Source organism: Thiomicrorhabdus hydrogeniphila (assembly GCF_054656895.1).
Genome location: NZ_BAAHXL010000001.1, coordinates 133,323 through 150,544, shown reverse-complemented (window position 1 = coordinate 150,544; position 17,222 = coordinate 133,323). Strand labels below are relative to the sequence as shown.

The 17,222-nt window shown below is 35.5% G+C and carries 14 protein-coding genes; 10 read left to right on the top strand and 4 right to left on the bottom strand.

Annotated elements, in window-relative coordinates:
• The first annotated feature begins 103 nt into the window (after positions 1 to 103).
• Complete coding sequence (gene polA / locus ACYQ0E_RS00565; RefSeq protein WP_460186322.1) at positions 104 to 2,938, top strand: DNA polymerase I; 2,835 nt, start codon at positions 104 to 106, stop codon at positions 2,936 to 2,938.
• Between the two features lie 130 nt (positions 2,939 to 3,068).
• On the opposite strand, the gene ACYQ0E_RS00560 is transcribed toward polA, so the two are convergent.
• From ACYQ0E_RS00560 to ACYQ0E_RS00550, 3 genes are read right to left on the bottom strand one after another with little or no spacing between them, the layout of a single operon-like run.
• Positions 3,069 to 3,782 (bottom strand): ABC transporter ATP-binding protein, encoded by a 714-nt coding sequence (locus tag ACYQ0E_RS00560; protein ID WP_460186321.1) that lies wholly within the window; start codon positions 3,780 to 3,782, stop codon positions 3,069 to 3,071.
• A gap of 3 nt (positions 3,783 to 3,785) precedes the next feature.
• On the bottom strand, positions 3,786 to 4,934 hold the full coding sequence (locus tag ACYQ0E_RS00555) for an ABC transporter permease (RefSeq protein ID WP_460186320.1): 1,149 nt from the start codon (positions 4,932 to 4,934) through the stop codon (positions 3,786 to 3,788).
• A complete protein-coding gene (locus ACYQ0E_RS00550) occupies positions 4,931 to 6,079 on the bottom strand; it encodes an efflux RND transporter periplasmic adaptor subunit (protein ID WP_460186319.1) in 1,149 nt (382 codons plus the stop codon). The genes ACYQ0E_RS00555 and ACYQ0E_RS00550 overlap by 4 nt, the downstream gene beginning before the upstream one ends.
• 647 nt (positions 6,080 to 6,726) lie before the next feature.
• Between ACYQ0E_RS00550 and ACYQ0E_RS00545 the strand changes: the two genes are divergently transcribed.
• The 7 genes from ACYQ0E_RS00545 to ACYQ0E_RS00515 all read left to right on the top strand — a co-directional run bounded on the left by ACYQ0E_RS00545 (position 6,727) and on the right by ACYQ0E_RS00515 (position 12,741).
• Positions 6,727 to 7,089: a hypothetical protein gene (locus ACYQ0E_RS00545; protein ID WP_460186318.1), complete on the top strand. Its 363-nt coding sequence runs from the start codon at positions 6,727 to 6,729 to the stop codon at positions 7,087 to 7,089.
• Between the two features lie 58 nt (positions 7,090 to 7,147).
• Positions 7,148 to 7,867: a hypothetical protein gene (locus ACYQ0E_RS00540; protein ID WP_460186317.1), complete on the top strand. Its 720-nt coding sequence runs from the start codon at positions 7,148 to 7,150 to the stop codon at positions 7,865 to 7,867.
• Between the two features lie 11 nt (positions 7,868 to 7,878).
• Positions 7,879 to 8,745 (top strand): DUF6502 family protein, encoded by an 867-nt coding sequence (locus ACYQ0E_RS00535; RefSeq protein WP_460186316.1) that lies wholly within the window; start codon positions 7,879 to 7,881, stop codon positions 8,743 to 8,745.
• Between the two features lie 3 nt (positions 8,746 to 8,748).
• On the top strand, positions 8,749 to 9,669 hold the full coding sequence (locus ACYQ0E_RS00530) for a DUF5666 domain-containing protein (protein ID WP_460186315.1): 921 nt from the start codon (positions 8,749 to 8,751) through the stop codon (positions 9,667 to 9,669).
• A 236-nt stretch (positions 9,670 to 9,905) separates the two neighbouring features.
• Complete coding sequence (locus tag ACYQ0E_RS00525; protein ID WP_460186314.1) at positions 9,906 to 11,333, top strand: ATP-binding protein; 1,428 nt, start codon at positions 9,906 to 9,908, stop codon at positions 11,331 to 11,333.
• A gap of 19 nt (positions 11,334 to 11,352) precedes the next feature.
• A complete protein-coding gene (locus ACYQ0E_RS00520; RefSeq protein ID WP_460186313.1) occupies positions 11,353 to 12,048 on the top strand; it encodes a response regulator in 696 nt (231 codons plus the stop codon).
• Positions 12,049 to 12,342: 294 nt separating this feature from the next.
• Positions 12,343 to 12,741, top strand: coding sequence for a hypothetical protein (locus ACYQ0E_RS00515; protein WP_460186312.1), 399 nt, complete (start codon positions 12,343 to 12,345; stop codon positions 12,739 to 12,741).
• 71 nt (positions 12,742 to 12,812) lie between these two features.
• On the opposite strand, the gene yihA is transcribed toward ACYQ0E_RS00515, so the two are convergent.
• Entirely contained in the window at positions 12,813 to 13,511 is a 699-nt protein-coding gene (yihA, locus tag ACYQ0E_RS00510) for a ribosome biogenesis GTP-binding protein YihA/YsxC (RefSeq protein ID WP_460186311.1), read from the bottom strand.
• Positions 13,512 to 13,909: 398 nt separating this feature from the next.
• Between yihA and ACYQ0E_RS00505 the strand changes: the two genes are divergently transcribed.
• Positions 13,910 to 16,000, top strand: a complete 2,091-nt coding sequence (locus ACYQ0E_RS00505) for a cytochrome c biogenesis protein ResB (RefSeq protein WP_460186310.1) — start codon at positions 13,910 to 13,912, stop codon at positions 15,998 to 16,000.
• A gap of 32 nt (positions 16,001 to 16,032) precedes the next feature.
• Positions 16,033 to 17,211, top strand: coding sequence for a c-type cytochrome biogenesis protein CcsB (gene ccsB / locus ACYQ0E_RS00500; RefSeq protein WP_460186309.1), 1,179 nt, complete (start codon positions 16,033 to 16,035; stop codon positions 17,209 to 17,211).
• The last annotated feature ends 11 nt before the right edge of the window (positions 17,212 to 17,222 follow it).

Below are 17,222 nucleotides of genomic sequence, written 5' to 3'. Positions count from 1 at the left end.
TTTCAAGTTAATTAAACAAGTTATATTTTAACGAACCACTGAATTAGCCGTAATAGCCGAGCGTAAGCCGTTAGCGCAAATTTTATCACAATGAGCAATATAAATGACCGATTCCAATTCGCAAAGCAGTTTTAATCCCGATAGCCCTTTTATTTTAGTAGATGGTTCTTCTTATCTATTTAGAGCTTTTCACGCCATGCCACCACTCACAAACAGTAAAGGCCAAGCAACGGGTGCGATATTTGGTGTTATTAATATGCTAGGTAAATTAATTGAACAATACCAACCAGAGAAAATGGCCGTAATTTTTGATGCCAAAGGTAAAACCTTTCGCCACGAAATGTACAGCGAATACAAAGCCCACCGCCCGCCTATGCCGGATGAACTTCGAACACAAATTGAGCCTATACATGAAATTGTAAAAGCCTTAGGTTTGCCATTATTAGTCATTGATGGCGTTGAGGCAGATGATGTTATGGGTACCTTTGCTCAACAAGCTACCGAAGCCAAACACAACACACTGATTTCTACTGGCGATAAAGATTTGGCTCAGCTGGTTAATGAACACGTTACTTTAATTAACACCATGAACGACACCCTTTCTACACCAGAAAGCGTGGTTGAAAAATTTGGCGTACGCCCAGACCAAATTATTGATTATTTAGCACTAGTGGGTGACAGCGCCGATAATATCCCTGGTATTCCAAAGTGCGGCCCTAAAACAGCGGTTAAATGGCTACATTCATTTGGCAGCATCCATAATTTAGTTGAAAACGCCCCAATGATTGGCGGAAAAATTGGTGAAAATTTACGCAATAACCTTGAGCAACTAGCTTTATCTAAAGAACTCACCACCATTAAAGTTGATTGCGATTTACCTGTAAGTTTGCAGGATATTCAACGCCAACCTGCTGATATGGATCGTCTACAAGAATTGTTTGCTGAGTACGATTTAAAAAATTGGTTAAATCAAGTTATGGCTGGGCAAGTACCGTTTTCAAAATCGACTGGTGCAAAGGCACATAGCCAAACGGTTCAAAAGAAAAACACAAATGGCACCAGCTCAGAACCAAGCACTGAGAATTCATCAAGCATTCAAGCAACCGTCGCAGCTTCTCATTACGAAACCGTATTTACACAAGAAGACTTTGAAACTTGGGTTAAACGTATTGAACAAGCAGAATTGTTTGCCATAGACACTGAAACCACCTCTTTAAATACCTTACAAGCCAAAATAGTAGGCCTGTGTTTAGCGGTAAAAGATCCAGAAAATCCTGGTAACCAGGCCTGTTATATTCCATTAACCCATGATTATGAAGGCGCGCCACAGCAACTAGATATCCAAATGGTGTTACAACGACTAAAACCTATTTTAGAAAATTCAAATATTCCTAAATGTGGTCAAAATCTTAAATATGACTGGCATGTGTTACAAAATCACGGTATCTCTCTAAAAGGTATGCAGTTTGATACTATGCTGGAATCTTACAGTTTAAACAGTGTCGCTACTCGCCATAACATGGATGATTTAGCTCTTAAATACCTTAACCACCGCACCACACATTTTGAAGAAATTGCGGGTAAAGGTAAAAAACAACTGACTTTTAACCAAATAGAAATTGAAACAGCAGCTCATTATGCAGCTGAAGATGCAGACATTACTCTGCAACTACATCAAACACTTTGGCAGCAATTAGAAGCAGAACCTACTCTTAAAAAGGTATTTACCGACATAGAGATGCCTTTAATGCCTGTATTGGCTCACATGGAACGAAACGGGGTTTTATTAGATACTGATATGCTCGCCATTCAAAGTGAAGAAATCAGCAAGAAACTAACAGATCTTGAACAAAAGGCACATTTAATAGCAGGAGAGAACTTTAACCTTAACTCTTCAAAACAATTACAAGTTATCTTATTTGAAAACTTAGAGTTGCCTATTATTAAAAAAACGCCAAAAGGTCAGCCGTCTACCGCTGAACCGGTGTTAGCAGAACTTGCCGATCAAGGGCACGAAATGCCAACGCTTATTTTAGAGTACAGAAGTTTAGCCAAACTAAAATCAACCTATACCGACTCGCTGCCAAAACAGGTAGATAAAAATACAGGACGAGTACACACCTCTTATATGCAAGCAGTGGCGTCTACTGGCCGTTTATCTTCTACTGAACCTAACTTACAAAATATACCTATTCGTTCTGCCGAAGGTCGAAGAATTCGCCAAGCCTTTGTTACCAGGCCTGGTTATAAAATGGTCGCGGCCGATTATTCACAAATTGAGCTGCGAATTATGGCGCACTTATCAGGTGATGAAGGCTTATTAAATGCCTTTGCTCAAGGCAAAGATATTCACCGAGCCACCGCCGCCGAAATTTTTGGCGTGTCTTTAGAAGAAGTGACCACCGAACAACGCCGCAGTGCTAAAGCCGTAAACTTTGGGTTAATTTATGGCATGTCAGCCTTTGGTTTAGCCAAACAATTAGGTGTGGGACGTAATCTTGCCCAGGAATACATTGATTTGTATTTCTCACGTTACCCAGGCGTTTTACATTATATGCAAGACACCAAAGAGCAGGCGAAAGAAACCGGTTTTGTAGAAACGTTATTGGGTCGTCGACTTTATTTGCCAGACATTAACGCACGTAATGGACAACTAAGACAATACGCCGAACGTACCGCCATTAACGCACCTATGCAAGGCACTGCCGCCGACATTATTAAAACCGCCATGATCCAAATTGAAGAATGGTTGCCAAATTGTGGTTTTGATATTCAAATGCTCATGCAAGTGCACGATGAACTGGTATTTGAAGTTGCCGAAGCGGAATTAGAACCGGTTAAACTAGAAATAAAACGCTTAATGGAATCTGCTTTAGAACTTAAAGTACCTTTAATTGTAGAAATTGGTGAAGGTAAAAACTGGGATGAAGCGCATTAAAATCTATACCTTTTAATGAACCGTCTACTAAACCTCTATGAAGGTTTATATGGTCTATTTATAGACTTACATGATTAACAATAACCACCAAACTTAACAACTTTTATAGTTTATGACTTGGAACAACGACTTAAATATTTGTATCATTTTCACCTATTTGAGTCGTTTCAACCTTACCTGAAACAATCTTAAGAATCTTATCGCAATACCCTAATAAACGTTCATCGTGAGTAACCATAATAATCGCTACATCTTGCGTTTTGGCTACATCTTTCAGCATTTTAACCACGCTATGAGCGCGTTCTATATCTAAGGCTGCGGTAGGTTCGTCTGCCAAAATAATTTGAGGTTGATTGGCTAAAGCCCTGGCAATGGCAACTCGCTGGTTTTGCCCCCCTGATAGCTCACTGGGCATTGATTCAAATTTCTCATCTAGCCCCAAAAAACTTAAAGTTTCTTTCGCTTTTTTGTACACATCACTATCATTTTTTGTTGTCGTTAATGGCAATAGAGCTACGTTATCCAGCACATTTAAAAAAGGAATAAGATAATGAGCCTGAAAAATAAAACCTAACTTTTCTCGTCGAATTTTTCGGGCATCTTTGGTTTTCCAGCCTTGGTCATACACTAACTCATCCCCAAGCCAAATTTTGCCTGACGTGGGTTCTAGTACACAACCTATCATCATTAACAAGGTACTTTTACCTGCGCCACTTGGGGCTATTAATGCAACCAACTCACCTTTATTAACCTCAAAAGAGGCGCCTTTAATCACCTCAACCAGGCTTTCGCCCTGTCCAAAACTTTTAACGAGGTTTTCAACTTTAATACTGGTTTGTTTCATTGATTAACCTCCTATTGCTTGTGCAGGGTCGGCTTTTAAAACTTTATAAACACCAATCAATGACGATAAAAAAGAGGTAAAAATAATTACCGCTAATAAAACAAAAGAGTCTGGCCACTCTAATAAAACGCGTTTCGGAAAATTACTATAAATGATATGCGCAAAGACATTACCAAAGAAAAAGGCAATGGCACCCAAAAGAATAGTTTCTTGAATAATCATTTTAGTAATCATAAAATTTGGTATTCCAATTAACTTCATAATCGAAATCTCTTTAATTTTTTCCAGCGTCATTGTATAAATAATTAAGCCAATAATAATGCTACTAACCAACACTAAAATGAGTGTAAATAAGCCTATCTGCTTCGAAGAACGTTCAATCACATTTTTACTTAAAATAAAAATTTGTTCTGCTTGCGTGTAAACCGTTAAATGCTTCCATCGCTCAATTTGTTGGGCAACATCTTCTACTTTGTACGGTGGTTTTATGGTTGCCACAACCACGTTCACTAACTGCGAATCCTTACTCTCTAAACCTCTAGCTCTGTCGTTACGAATACGGGGGTTAGAATAAGAAAACTGCATTATTTGAGCATCTTTTAAAGAGATATAAACAATCGGATCACCGCTTGATGATACTGTACCTTGCGTTATACCTACTACCGTAAAAATATCACGCCCTACTTTTATTTTTTCACCCAATGCAAAGCCCGTTTTATCTGTCACAACTATTTCATAATGGCTTTCTCTAAGTACTCTACCCGCTATCAATGAATCGGGGTTAATCACTTTAAAGTCTCCCAAAGGGTCATAGCCAACAACATATACTCGTACCGCATTTTTTTGCTTGTCAAATAACTGCAACCCCTGAAAAGTCATGGCAGCGGCTTTGTCTATACCTTGAACAACCTTAATCGAATCTTGTAAGTCTTGATGGATGCGTGACGATTCTGCAAAAGGCCCTAAAGAATTTTGTTGTACCACCCAAATATCGGCATTAATATCATTTAACAAAACCTTGGCATCATCCGCCATACCACGATAAACACCAATCATAATTAATACTATGCCAAGCAACATACCTACACCCATCGCAGTTACGATGAACTTACTTAAGGTATGTTTAATATCTTTATAGGCAAGATTAATCATGATGCAATATTGACCCCATCAAATAATGGCTTTTTCTTTTTGTTCATAATTAATACGCGGTCATTTTTGGTAATTTCTCCTTCAAAAGCAAAACGTTCATCCGCTATTTCTAGAACATGGAGCGGCACAAAAAAAGCTTCAGAATCACGATTTACCCAAACACCTAATTCTTTATGATAGGTTGCTAAAGTATCGATTGGTAAACTTTTTATATTAGGTAAGGTTTGCGCCAAAATACGCACTTCAGCTTGTTCATTTAAATGAAATGTTTTTAAAGGATTATTAAAGGCAATATAAACAACATGCTCTTGAGTCACTTGATCACTTTGGAAATCGATGCGTTTAACCGTACCTATATATGTCGTGTTTGGTTTAGAACGTAGCGTAATTTTTGCCGTTTCTCCCACCTTAAGACGGCCGCTAATACGTTCATCAATATAAGCTCTAACCCACAATGAGGCTGGATCTAAAACCTTTAAAACGGTTTGTGCAGCAGCAACACTCTGACCTTTTTCTACTGCGCGCTCAATAATTAAACCCGATACAGGGCTATGCAACTGAGTGTAATGAAGTTTTGCTTTAATGACTTCAAGGCTTTTTTCAACTCTTAAAGCTTCAGATTTAGACAACGCCAGTTTAATTTTGGCATTCTCTAACGTTATTTTAGATGTCAACATTGAAGAATTAGCTTGATCAAACTTCTCTTGAGAAACATTACCACCTTTAAGCATTTTTTTATAACGCTGAAAAGTAATATTACTTAAATTGTATTGCTCTTGGTTTAGTTCAATTTCACGACGCGTACTGGCTATCTCAAGCTGCGTTTTTGCATGAACTGCTTGCGCCTCTTCTAATGACGCTTTTAGCTCGGTATCATCTAGTTTAGCCAAAAGTTGTTTATAACTAACCTTATCACCCTGATCAACATCAATCTTCATTACTCGGCCTGTAATAGGAAAACCAAGGTTATAGATAAACTGAGCATCTAATTCACCAATACCCCTTAACCAAACTGAAAAATCACCCTGTTGTAACTTAACCGTTTCAAATGTCGCTTTTGGTAGATAAACTTTTTTATAAAAAGTAAAACCTAACAAAACCACCATTAAGATGATGCCTCCACTAATCAATACCTTTTTATTCATTTTTAATTTACCTTTTTCATTATGGACATAAATTAATCTATGGCCTATTGTTAGATACAATGAACGTCACGATTTTAGAGACTGGGAAACAACTATGATTATCACTTAGCCCCTCGAGTGATGAGCTATTCGTTTAAAGAAAATTAATAATTTTTACCAATCCATTCATCTCATAAATAATCTTGTATTTATATTATTAAAGCCTTAGCAAGCTGACCTTTATCTACTTTTCTAAATCCAATAAACCCAAGATCAAAACTTGTTTCTGTATAAATGCTTTAAGACCAATATCAAAAGCTCATACCTACAAATGCAAAATATCTATAAATATTGTAACCAATAACATGTTTTTTAAATACATTTATTAATCATTGGATTATAGCCCTTAAACCAAAAAAATTGGTTTTTGACTAAACAATAAATGTACCTACATGAATCATTTTTTATTAATTAACTAACTTTATTCCTATTTTAAATAGCTCATACCCCCCTTAATTAACTCAATAGTCAATACCCTCTATCCCTATTAATTTATATTTATGTAAAATATTTACATTTATTCTTGACATCCCATAATGTATTTAAGTAATATTACAAATGTAAACGTTTAACATTTTTTGTATAATACTCAAATCGGAGAAAATCCTATGAAAACACTTAATAAAATAGTTATAAAAACATTCGTTGCTGCAGCACTAGTTTCTGCTACTTACGCAACAATGGCTATGGATATTACCAATGTTCAAGCTAAACAAGAGTTAGCTCTGCATTCACAAGAAAAAGTGCAAACAATGGCTCAGAACATGGAAAAAGCACAGGTTGTTGAGCAACTTGCTGAACAAACACAAACTATGCAACAATCTCAAAACCGTGTAGTGGCTGAATTAGATGTTAAAACAACAGAAAATAAAGCTGTTTCAAATGCAGAAAAACCAGTAGACACTGAAAGTTCAACTGCAACTGAACCAAAAACTGAAGCTGGTGCAGGTTCAGAAGAAGCAACTAACTAGAGTTAAAAGAGTAGAAATTAAGCGGTAATAAATATTACCGCTTATTTAAAGGTAGAAAATGAATCACACAATTTTTAAAATTATTTTACTGCCAATAGCCATCATAATTATGGGCTCTCTTTTACTTAGTCAAGTTGCACTAGCAGGCGACAGCACCAAACTGACCACCAGTATTTTATACCTTGATGGACAAGGTGAAACTCTTGATAGTGATAATGTTACAACAACATCTATACCGCTTTTACTCTCTGTAAAAAAAGATAAACTCTCTTTTGGGGTTTCTATGTCTTATTTAACAGTCAAAAGCTCAAATCTTAATGAACAAGGTTTAGGTGATACTGTTTTATCAATTGGATTTGATTTAGATCCAAATTTCACCCTTAAGTTAAAAGAAAAAGTGGCAACGGGTGATGTTAATAGAGGCTTAAGTACGGGAAAAAATGATACTTCTGTGCAATTAAATTATTTTGCAAATGCAAATAACAATTTGTCATTTTTTGGTACAGTGGGTTACAAATTTGTTGGTAAATCTAATGATTTTAATATGCAAGACAGTAGCTATGCTTCCATAGGAACTGGCCGCATATTTAACAGTAAAACCAATTTAGGTGTTAGCTTAGATTATAAAAAAAGTATTTTTAAAAATTTAGACGATCAATTAGGTATCGCTGCTTTTATCAGCACGCCTATTAACGAAACATATAGTTTATCTGGCTTTGCTGGGTATGACAGCACTCAAACCAAAAGTATTGGTGTGAGCTTAACAACCAAATTTTAAAGCGTAAAAATATGACTCAAGACACACCTACATCGATAAAAGAAAAAGCTCTCGCGAAAGCACTTAGTAATATGCTAAAACCTTTGGCTCGCCTATTAATTCATCAAGATATTACCTATGTAGGTTTATTAAATCTTTTAAAACGCACTTATGTAGAAGTGGCCGAAGAGTCTTTTACCATTGAAAATAAAAAACTTACCGATAGCCGAATTAGTTTGCTAACGGGCATTCATCGCGGTGATGTAAAACGCATTCGTACTGAAAACCTTAACCAACCTACTGAAAAAGAGTTAAAAGCCAGTTTAAGCTCACAACTCATCTCTATTTGGCTTGGACACCAAGGTTATATTGATTCTAATGGCAAACCACTTGAATTATTTCGTTGCCAGCAAGATGGTAGCCCATCATTTGAAGAAATGGTGTTTTCGGTTTCTAAAGACAAACACCCAAGATCTATTTTGGATGAATGGTTAAGCCAAGGGTTAGTTGAACTTATTAAAGACAAAGATGGTGATAAGATTCAATTAAAACAAGTTGGTTACGTGCCTGAAGAGGATTTTGAAGAAAAGTTATTTTTTGCCGGTAAAAATATTGGTAGCCACCTTACATCGGTGGCACACAACTTAGAAAATCTTACGCCTGCCATGTTTGATAGAGCCGTTTATTATTCAAATTTAAGTGACGAATCTATTGAACAGATAGAACAACTTTCTAATGAACGCATGATGGCCGCATTAACTGAAATTAACCAGGTTGCAAGCCAGTTACAAGAACAAGACTCTACTAATAAAAATGCCAATAAATCAATGCATGTAGGTGCTTATTTTTGCCGTGCTTTGTCTAACAAAGAGCATGCTAGTACAGCAGAGCAGGAATAGTTCATGTTCAGTCTTATAACCTATTGCAAACGCACGTTGTATGCCGCGCATAATTTACCAAAAGTCTTTGTACTTTTTGTTATTGCTATGTCGTTAAGTGCTTGTCAGCTGTTTCCTACTGAAGAAAAAATCGCCTCTAACTCAGGGTTTGGTGGTACAGGTAAAACCGTACTAGAAAAACCCGTACAAGTCGCTAAAAATAAGTCTGGGTTTGGTGGTACAGGTCAAATCGCTAAAAATTCAGGATTTGGTGGTACCGGAATCATTGGAACCATTACTGAATTTGGCAGTATTTGGGTTAACGGCATAGAAATTGAATATCCTAAAAACGCAAAGGTTAACTCCAATTTAATGGATAATGACAGTATTCAAATTGGCCAGCAAGTTATGGTTGAAACGGTGATAGATAAAGCCCTTCCGTGGACAAAGAATATTGAAATTTTTTATCCTTTAGCTGGAAAAATTGACAAAGTTAACTCCGACCATATCGTTGTTGATGGCAAAATTATCTTTACCTCTAAAAACACCAAAATTTCTAAAGGTTTAAAAATTGCCGTCGGAAATTATATTGCTATTAGTGGTTATCCAAACTTAGATAAAAGTTGGAATGCTACCCTACTTAGCAACAATCCAGCGAAAAAACACTTTGAACAAGATGTACCCAAAATTCACTTTAGTAATAAGGTTAAAAAGTTGTATATCCAAACAACACAATCTCAACTTGTTAATTGGAACAAACAATTTTCTGGCCTACCTATTAATTTAATACAAACCACAGGCGCAGCGTCTAATGCCAATTACTTGCTAACAGCTGATATTGAAAAAGGTCACATTACTCGCTATAAACTCCAACAGTACAACAAAGCGTTGGGTCATCACAAAAATAATTTAGAAAAAGAAAAAATCAGTTCAGCTGATAATTAATTTCAAATTGCAAAACCGTTTTAAGTAATACAAGTCCTCGCTATTAGGGTGTTTAAATACGATTTAGACACCCTTTTTTTATTTTTACCAGGCCTGGTAACTTATAAACTTTGCACAATCTTTGCACCATTCAACATAACAAGTTGGTTATAGTGCATCTTAGCTCGTTCTATTAACAGACTATGTGTTTTTACACATGTATTTATAATATTTAAAAATTTTATTGGAAATTGTTCATGGGTATTCGTTTAAAGTTAATGACTTTATTACTTCTTTTTGGCTTTATTGTGCTTGGCGCTTTGCTGTGGAGTAATCAATTTGTTTTACATAAAACCATGCTCCACTATATTGATCAACGTGACCAACAACGTCTTGAACGTTTACAAAGTAATTTAGACTTTTATTTACAGCACGAACCCGTGCAATCTATTAATGATGTGCCAGAAGTTATTTGGCTACGACTTTTACGTTTGTCGCACCGTGTTGACTTGGTAGAAAACCCAATTCCTATTGAATATGTTATTAAAAAAGATCATAAAAAACGTAAGCGTAGTTTTCCTTCAGATGAGTTTGAAAATCGCGTAAGTTTAATGGGCAATAATGGTCAAATTACCTTTGGTACCGCCCTAGAAAAATCAAATGTGCATTTACCCATTACTCAAAATGGTAAAACGATTGGCCAAATTGGCTATCATCCATTAAAAGAACTGATTGAAAAAACAGATATTGAATTTGCGGCAAACCAATTTAAATTACTCAGCTTGGGCTCACTCTTTATTACTTTGTTAGCCCTACTGATTATTTGGCCATTAGCCAATCATTTACTTGCGCCCATTCGCCAGCTTACCGAAGCCATGCGCAATTTAACATTAGGTGACTTTAGCCATAGGCTCACATTTAATCGTAAAGATGAATTTGGTGACCTACAACGTGATGTAAACCATTTAGCAAAAACACTTGAAGCCTCTCAATTAAGTCGTAACCAGTGGATTGCTGACATCTCTCATGAACTACGCACACCATTAACCATACTTTATGGTTCTATTGAGGCAATGCACGACGGTATTCGTCCAATGAATACCCAAAATTTAGACCAACTTCGCCACGAAGTCACACTATTACAACGTTTAATTGAAGATTTATATCAATTAAGTTTAAGTGATGTGGGTGCATTACAATATTCCATGCAACGCTTAGATTTAAGCTTATTGTTAAGGCAAACTGCTGCTCAATTTGAAAATAAAGCACAGCAAAAAGGCTTAACTTTACAAATCAAAAAATTTGAGACAAAAGCCTGGATTATTGGTGATAGTGAACGTTTACAACAACTTCTCAATAACTTACTGCAAAATGCCATTGATTACACCGATGCCCAACAACCTGATGGCTCGGTGGGTAAAGTACAATTAAGTTTAAGCAAACAAAACAAAACTTGGTTATTATCCATTGAAGACAGTGCGCCAAATGTTTCTGAAGAAGAACTAAAACACCTTAAAGATCGTTTTTATCGTGCAGAAGGTTCTCGTAACCGCAGAACAGGCGGTACAGGGCTAGGCTTGGCCATGGTAGGTCAAATTGTTAATGCCCACGAAGGTAAGTTTACAATTGAACTATCTGAATTAGGTGGCTTAAAAGTTAGTATCCACTTAAACGCTAAAGAATAAAAGAAGAAAGGTCACAATCATGAGTCAAACAATTGTTATTGTTGAAGACGAAATTAAAATTGCCGAAATCATTATGGAATATTTGCATAGCCATGGTTATAAAACGCAATATTTTGAATCTGGCAAAAACGTTATTCACTGGCTAAAAAATAATCCAGCTGATTGTGTATTACTGGATGTCATGCTTCCAGATAGTGATCTATACGGTGATGGGTTAGAACTTTGTAAACAAATACGTCAATTTAGCCAAGTACCCATTATGATGATTACGGCTCGTATTGAAGAACTTGATCGTATTCTTGGCCTAGAATTAGGCGCTGATGACTATCTGTGTAAACCCTTCAGCCCAAGAGAAGTCGTGGCTAGAGTCAAAGCCCTTGTAAGAAGAGCAAACTTATCTAACGAACCTTTGCAAACAAATGGTTGGCAATTAGACGATCAACGTTATGAAGTTCATTTTAAAGACAAAAGTGCCAGTCTATCAGCTGTTGAATTTGAAATACTGCAAACACTCTCTAAATCACCAGGAAGAATATTTTCTCGCTCTCAAATCATTGACAATATTTATCACGACAACCGAGTGGTTTCAGACCGCACTATTGACAGTCATATTAAAAAACTACGCCAAAAACTTACCGCTACATTTGGCGATATTGATTGGATACAGTCAGTATATGGTGTGGGTTACAAGTTTTTATTAGAAACAACGCTATAAGCATCACTTAAAGACTTTTACATAAGTGAGGTACGTGGAAAAAAAGCAATAAAACTTACCCAGTTGCGACAAATAATGCAGACATTAGCCCGCTATTAGCAAGTTATTCAACAAAAATCAGGTGAATTTTAACCATTTTAATAAGCTTTTCACAAACTACCATTTTGATTGCATAAAGTTTGCACTTTTGATTGAGATACTAATTGTGACAGAAGCAGAAAGCCTTAAAGATAAAAACTGAAAAACTTATCAAAACGCTCTGCTTATACAACACAACCCTATGGAGATTATCTCATGAAAAAATTAACAACACTTGTAGCCGCTTTAGCCTTAACTTCAGCTTCTTTTGCAGTATTTGCTGATGGTCAAAACCACTACAATAAATCTGAAGGTTCATCTCATTATTCACATAATAAAGGTGATAAAAAATGTCACCACAAAAAAATGGACAAAAAACACCAAAAATTAAGTCCAGAACAACGCCAAGCAAAAATGGAAAAACGTATTAACTTTAAAGTTGAGCGTATGACAAAAAAACTTAACTTAACTCAAAATCAACAGCATGAACTCAAAAGCATTTTTGTAAAAAGAGCAGAAAAGAAACGCGAATTATATAAAGAAACCAAACAGCAAATTCGCGGTATTTTGAACCCAGAACAGATTCAAAAAATGGAAAAATTTAAAAGATCATAACAAATTTAAAAAATATGAACCTAAACATAAAACCTAAACAATGTTTAATTAAAACACCTTAAAACGGTGTTTTAAAAGGTTCTGATATTACTTTTATTCTTCTTTTTCTTTAACTTAGTGCCCTTTTCAGCCAAAATTCTGTGCTGTGGGGCAACTTCTTTTTTAGGGCGTTCAAATCCCATCCAGGAATCTAATTTATCCCAAACCTCATCTAGCCCTTGTTTATTTAAAGATGAAAACAGCTGAACAGAAGCGTGAGGATAATTTTCATCAATAAGACTTTGCATTGCATGCAAACTTGCATTAGCTGGGCCTTTATTCAGCTTATCTGACTTAGTCAAAAGTACATGGACCGGTAATCCAATCTCTAAAGTCCAATCAAGCATAACCAAATCAATATCTGTTGGCTCCATTCTTGAATCTACCAAGAGTATTAAACCTTTTAAAGCCTCTCTTTTTTCTAAATAGGTACTTAACCCAGCTTCCCAAGCACGCTTAACCTTAACATTTACCTTAGCAAAGCCATAGCCAGGTAAATCCACCAAAGCACGAGTTTCATCAACCGGAAAAAAATTAATTAATTGAGTACGTCCAGGTGTTTTACTGGTTCTTGCTAAAGTTCGCTGTGTTGTAATCGTGTTTAACGCACTGGATTTACCCGCATTTGAACGTCCAGCAAACGCTACCTCATGGGTTAACTCTTCTGGGCATAAATCAATAGTGGGTACACTTTTTAAATAAGTGGCTTGCTGATAAAGAGGATGTTGCATAATCTTATTTTTTGTTCCATTTTTAAAAAAATAAACGAATAAAAAATCATTAATAACCTTTGAAATATAAAGGTAATAATCATCTTCTAATCTAGTATTAAACTCATATTTTAATACTTTATCAATGATTTACATAAGTATATACTCTATCCTATTTTTAAACCGATTCTATCTAGTTAACTGTGTCGTATGATATAAAATGACTCGTTATTTATTCTCATTTAAAAAAGGGTAGTTAAATACAAATCTTTACTTAGTAACTTTGTGGGTATGCGAGAGAATAATCTAAAACATGCTAAATTTTTAGCTTTTTTTATTAAAAATCTTTAAAGTACCTTCCAACGGTAAGCAATGACAAAAATACCTTAATCGCTAGATAAATTAACCTAAACGAAAATATGACTAATATGACACAAGACGAAAACAAACCAACGACGCCAAATAAAGAACCAACGCAGGTTCCTAAAAAATCTTCGCCTATAAAAAAGCCAAGTGTTTTTATTAACTTTATAGGGTCAATGAATCTAGCGGTTACCTTATTGGTAATGCTTTCTATTGCATCTGTAATTGGTACGGTTTTAAAACAAGACCAAACCATTCAAGACTATATTATTAAATTTGGTCCTTTTTGGAGCCATGTATTTAATGATTTAGGTTTGTTCCATGTTTATGGGGCAGCATGGTTTATCTTAGTATTATTATTCTTACTATTCTCAACCAGTGTTTGTGTTACCCGTAATACTCCTGGATTTTTACGAGATTTTAGACAGTACAGCGAAAAAATGTCTAAAACGGCCTTGCAACATCAGCCAAATAACACAGTTTTTGAAAGTACGTTAACTGTTGATGAACATAAAGATTATGCCAAGGCTTTATTAAAGTACAAAGGCTTTAAAACAAAGATAAACCAACGCGATAACGGCAGTATTACTATTGCAGGTTTAAAAGGTCGCTGGAACCGTTTAGGTTATTTTTTAGCGCATATTTCAATTATTGTTATCTGTGTAGGTGCATTATTAGACAGTAGTCTATTACATAAATATAAAGAACTAACGGGTGGTTTAGAGGCTGAAACACGATCTGTTAGTTTAGATAAAGTAAATCAAAAATCTTGGTTAGGCCCTGATAACCTCTCTTTTAGAGGTTCAGTAAATGTTCCTGAAGGTCAAAAAACCGATGTTTTATTTTTACCTTATGAAGATGGGTATTTAGTACAAAAACTGCCTTTTACTATTACTAATAAGGCCTTCCGTATTGAATATTACGATACTGGTATGCCTAAATCGTTTGAAAGTGATTTAGTGCTTACAGCACCCGATTTAGATAAACCTATTGTTCAAACTATTTCGGTGAATCACCCTCTTATTTATAAAAATTACACAATTTTTCAATCATCATTTGGTGATGGTGGAACAAAGCTTGATTTTAAAGTACACCCACTTTTATCACCAATTGAAAACTCAATTACTTTAAACACCAGTGTTAAAAGTATTGAGCCTTTAAAGACCCCTGTTGGAACATTTAAAGCAGAATTTGATGACTTTAAAATGCACAATATTGTGCCTGCAACAGAAGAAGAATTTAAAATAACTGGTCATAAAATGCACAACAATGGCCCAACTGTTATTTTTAAGGTGCGTAATGAACAAGGTACGGCTTGGGAGTATGAAAACTACTTTTTACCAAGTAAACAAGATGGCCGTTGGTTCTTTATGACTGGTGTTCGTGCAAGTAATGCCGAACCTTATAAATACCTATTTATACCGGCTGATAAAAAACGTACAAAAGAACGTTTCTTTAAGCTTTTAGCAAAAATTAATAACCCATTAATTACTAAAGTGTTATTTGAAAAACTCTACCCAAAAGCACCTGATGTAACTCAAAAAACTTATGACACACAAATAAAACTATTACAACAATTGGTGATGTTATTCCGCACGAAAGGTTTTAGTGGTATTAATAGTTTTGTTAAAGCTAATGTACCTGAAAAAGATCAGAAAAAAGTATCTGACTTCTACTTCAGCCAAACCTCTTTTGCTTTACAGACTATTTTTATGAATGTGCTAAAAGAAGAAGGTGCAGTTAAAAGTTACAATGACGATATTTCTGAGTTTGATAAAAAATGGTTTGAAGATGCTTTAAACACAATTTCATCATTATCAGCTTATGGTCCGCCAATGTATTTTGAACTTACAAACTTTAAAGAAATACAGGCAACAGGGTTACAAATTACTAAATCACCAGGTAAAAACGTGGTGTTCTTTGGTAGTACAATGCTTATTGTTGGTGTCTTCTTCTTATTTTATGTAAGACAACGCCGTGCTTGGATTCACATTGAACCAAAAACGGACGATAATGGTAATGATATTGGAACTGAAGTGACTGTTGCTGCAAAAGATAATAGAAACTTACCAGAAACAACCAAAGAATTTGAATCTATTGTGACCAAGATTCAAGATTATAATAATAAGTCACAAAACGAAAATTAACCGCTATTCAGATAAGTTATAAGGCTACGATTATGCAAACTGAAAACTATATGGATGATTTTAAAGATTCCACAAAAATATCCCTCACTATAAGAGATTTTGCCTGGGCACTATTTGTTATTATTGGGGCATTCTACGCCTGGAACCAGTACGGGGGGCTAATGGATCAATTTGAAATTGGTATCCTTGCTGGTGTTACTGTTGGTTTAATTGCTTTAGGGCATATATGGAAAAGTATTCAACAACTTACTCTTTGGGTAACGGGTTTAACTTTTCTTGCTCTATGGAGTTATCAAATACACGGTAACGTTATTACAGCCAATGAACAGGCCTTTTTCCTTAAGTTTTTAGTCTCCAGTCAATCGGCTACTATGTGGATGAGTGCTCTATTCGTTATTTCTGGCATCACATACTTTTTTGCTCTCTTTACCAAATCAGAATTTGCAGGTAAAAGTGCTTCTGTATTTGCATGGAGCGCCGTTGCTTTCGGTTTAGTTGGTATGATGGTTCGCTGGCGTGAATCCTATATTATCAACTTTGATTATGGTCATATTCCAGTCAGTAGTCTATATGAAGTATTTATCTTATTTACGGTAATCACTGGTCTTGTATATCTGTTTTATGAACAACGTTACAAAACTCGTGCATTAGGTGGTTTTGTAATGCTGGTTGTCAGTGCCGCTGTTGCTTTCTTACTTTGGTATACCTTTGATAAACAAGCAAACGTAATTCAACCACTTGTACCTGCATTAAAAAGTTATTGGATGAAAATACACGTTCCAGCTAACTTTATTGGTTATGGTGCTTTCTCAATTGCAGCCATGATTGGTCTAGCTTATTTATTAACTCATAGAGCGCTTGAAAAAAATCCAAACAGTGGCTTTGCTAGCAGAATGCCTTCTTTAGAAGTAATGGATGATTTAATGTATAAAACCATCTCTTTAGGGTTTGCATTTTTCACTATTGCTACCGTGTTAGGTGCTTTATGGGCTGCCGAAGCTTGGGGTGGATATTGGTCTTGGGATCCAAAAGAAACTTGGGCATTAATTGTTTGGCTAAACTACGCAGCTTGGTTACATATTCGTATGTCTAAAGGCTTCCGTGGAACACCTATGGCTTGGTGGGCATTAATTGGTTTATTAGTTACCACTTTTGCTTTCTTAGGTGTAAACATGTTCTTATCAGGTTTACATTCATACGGTGAGCTATAAAACAGCTACTT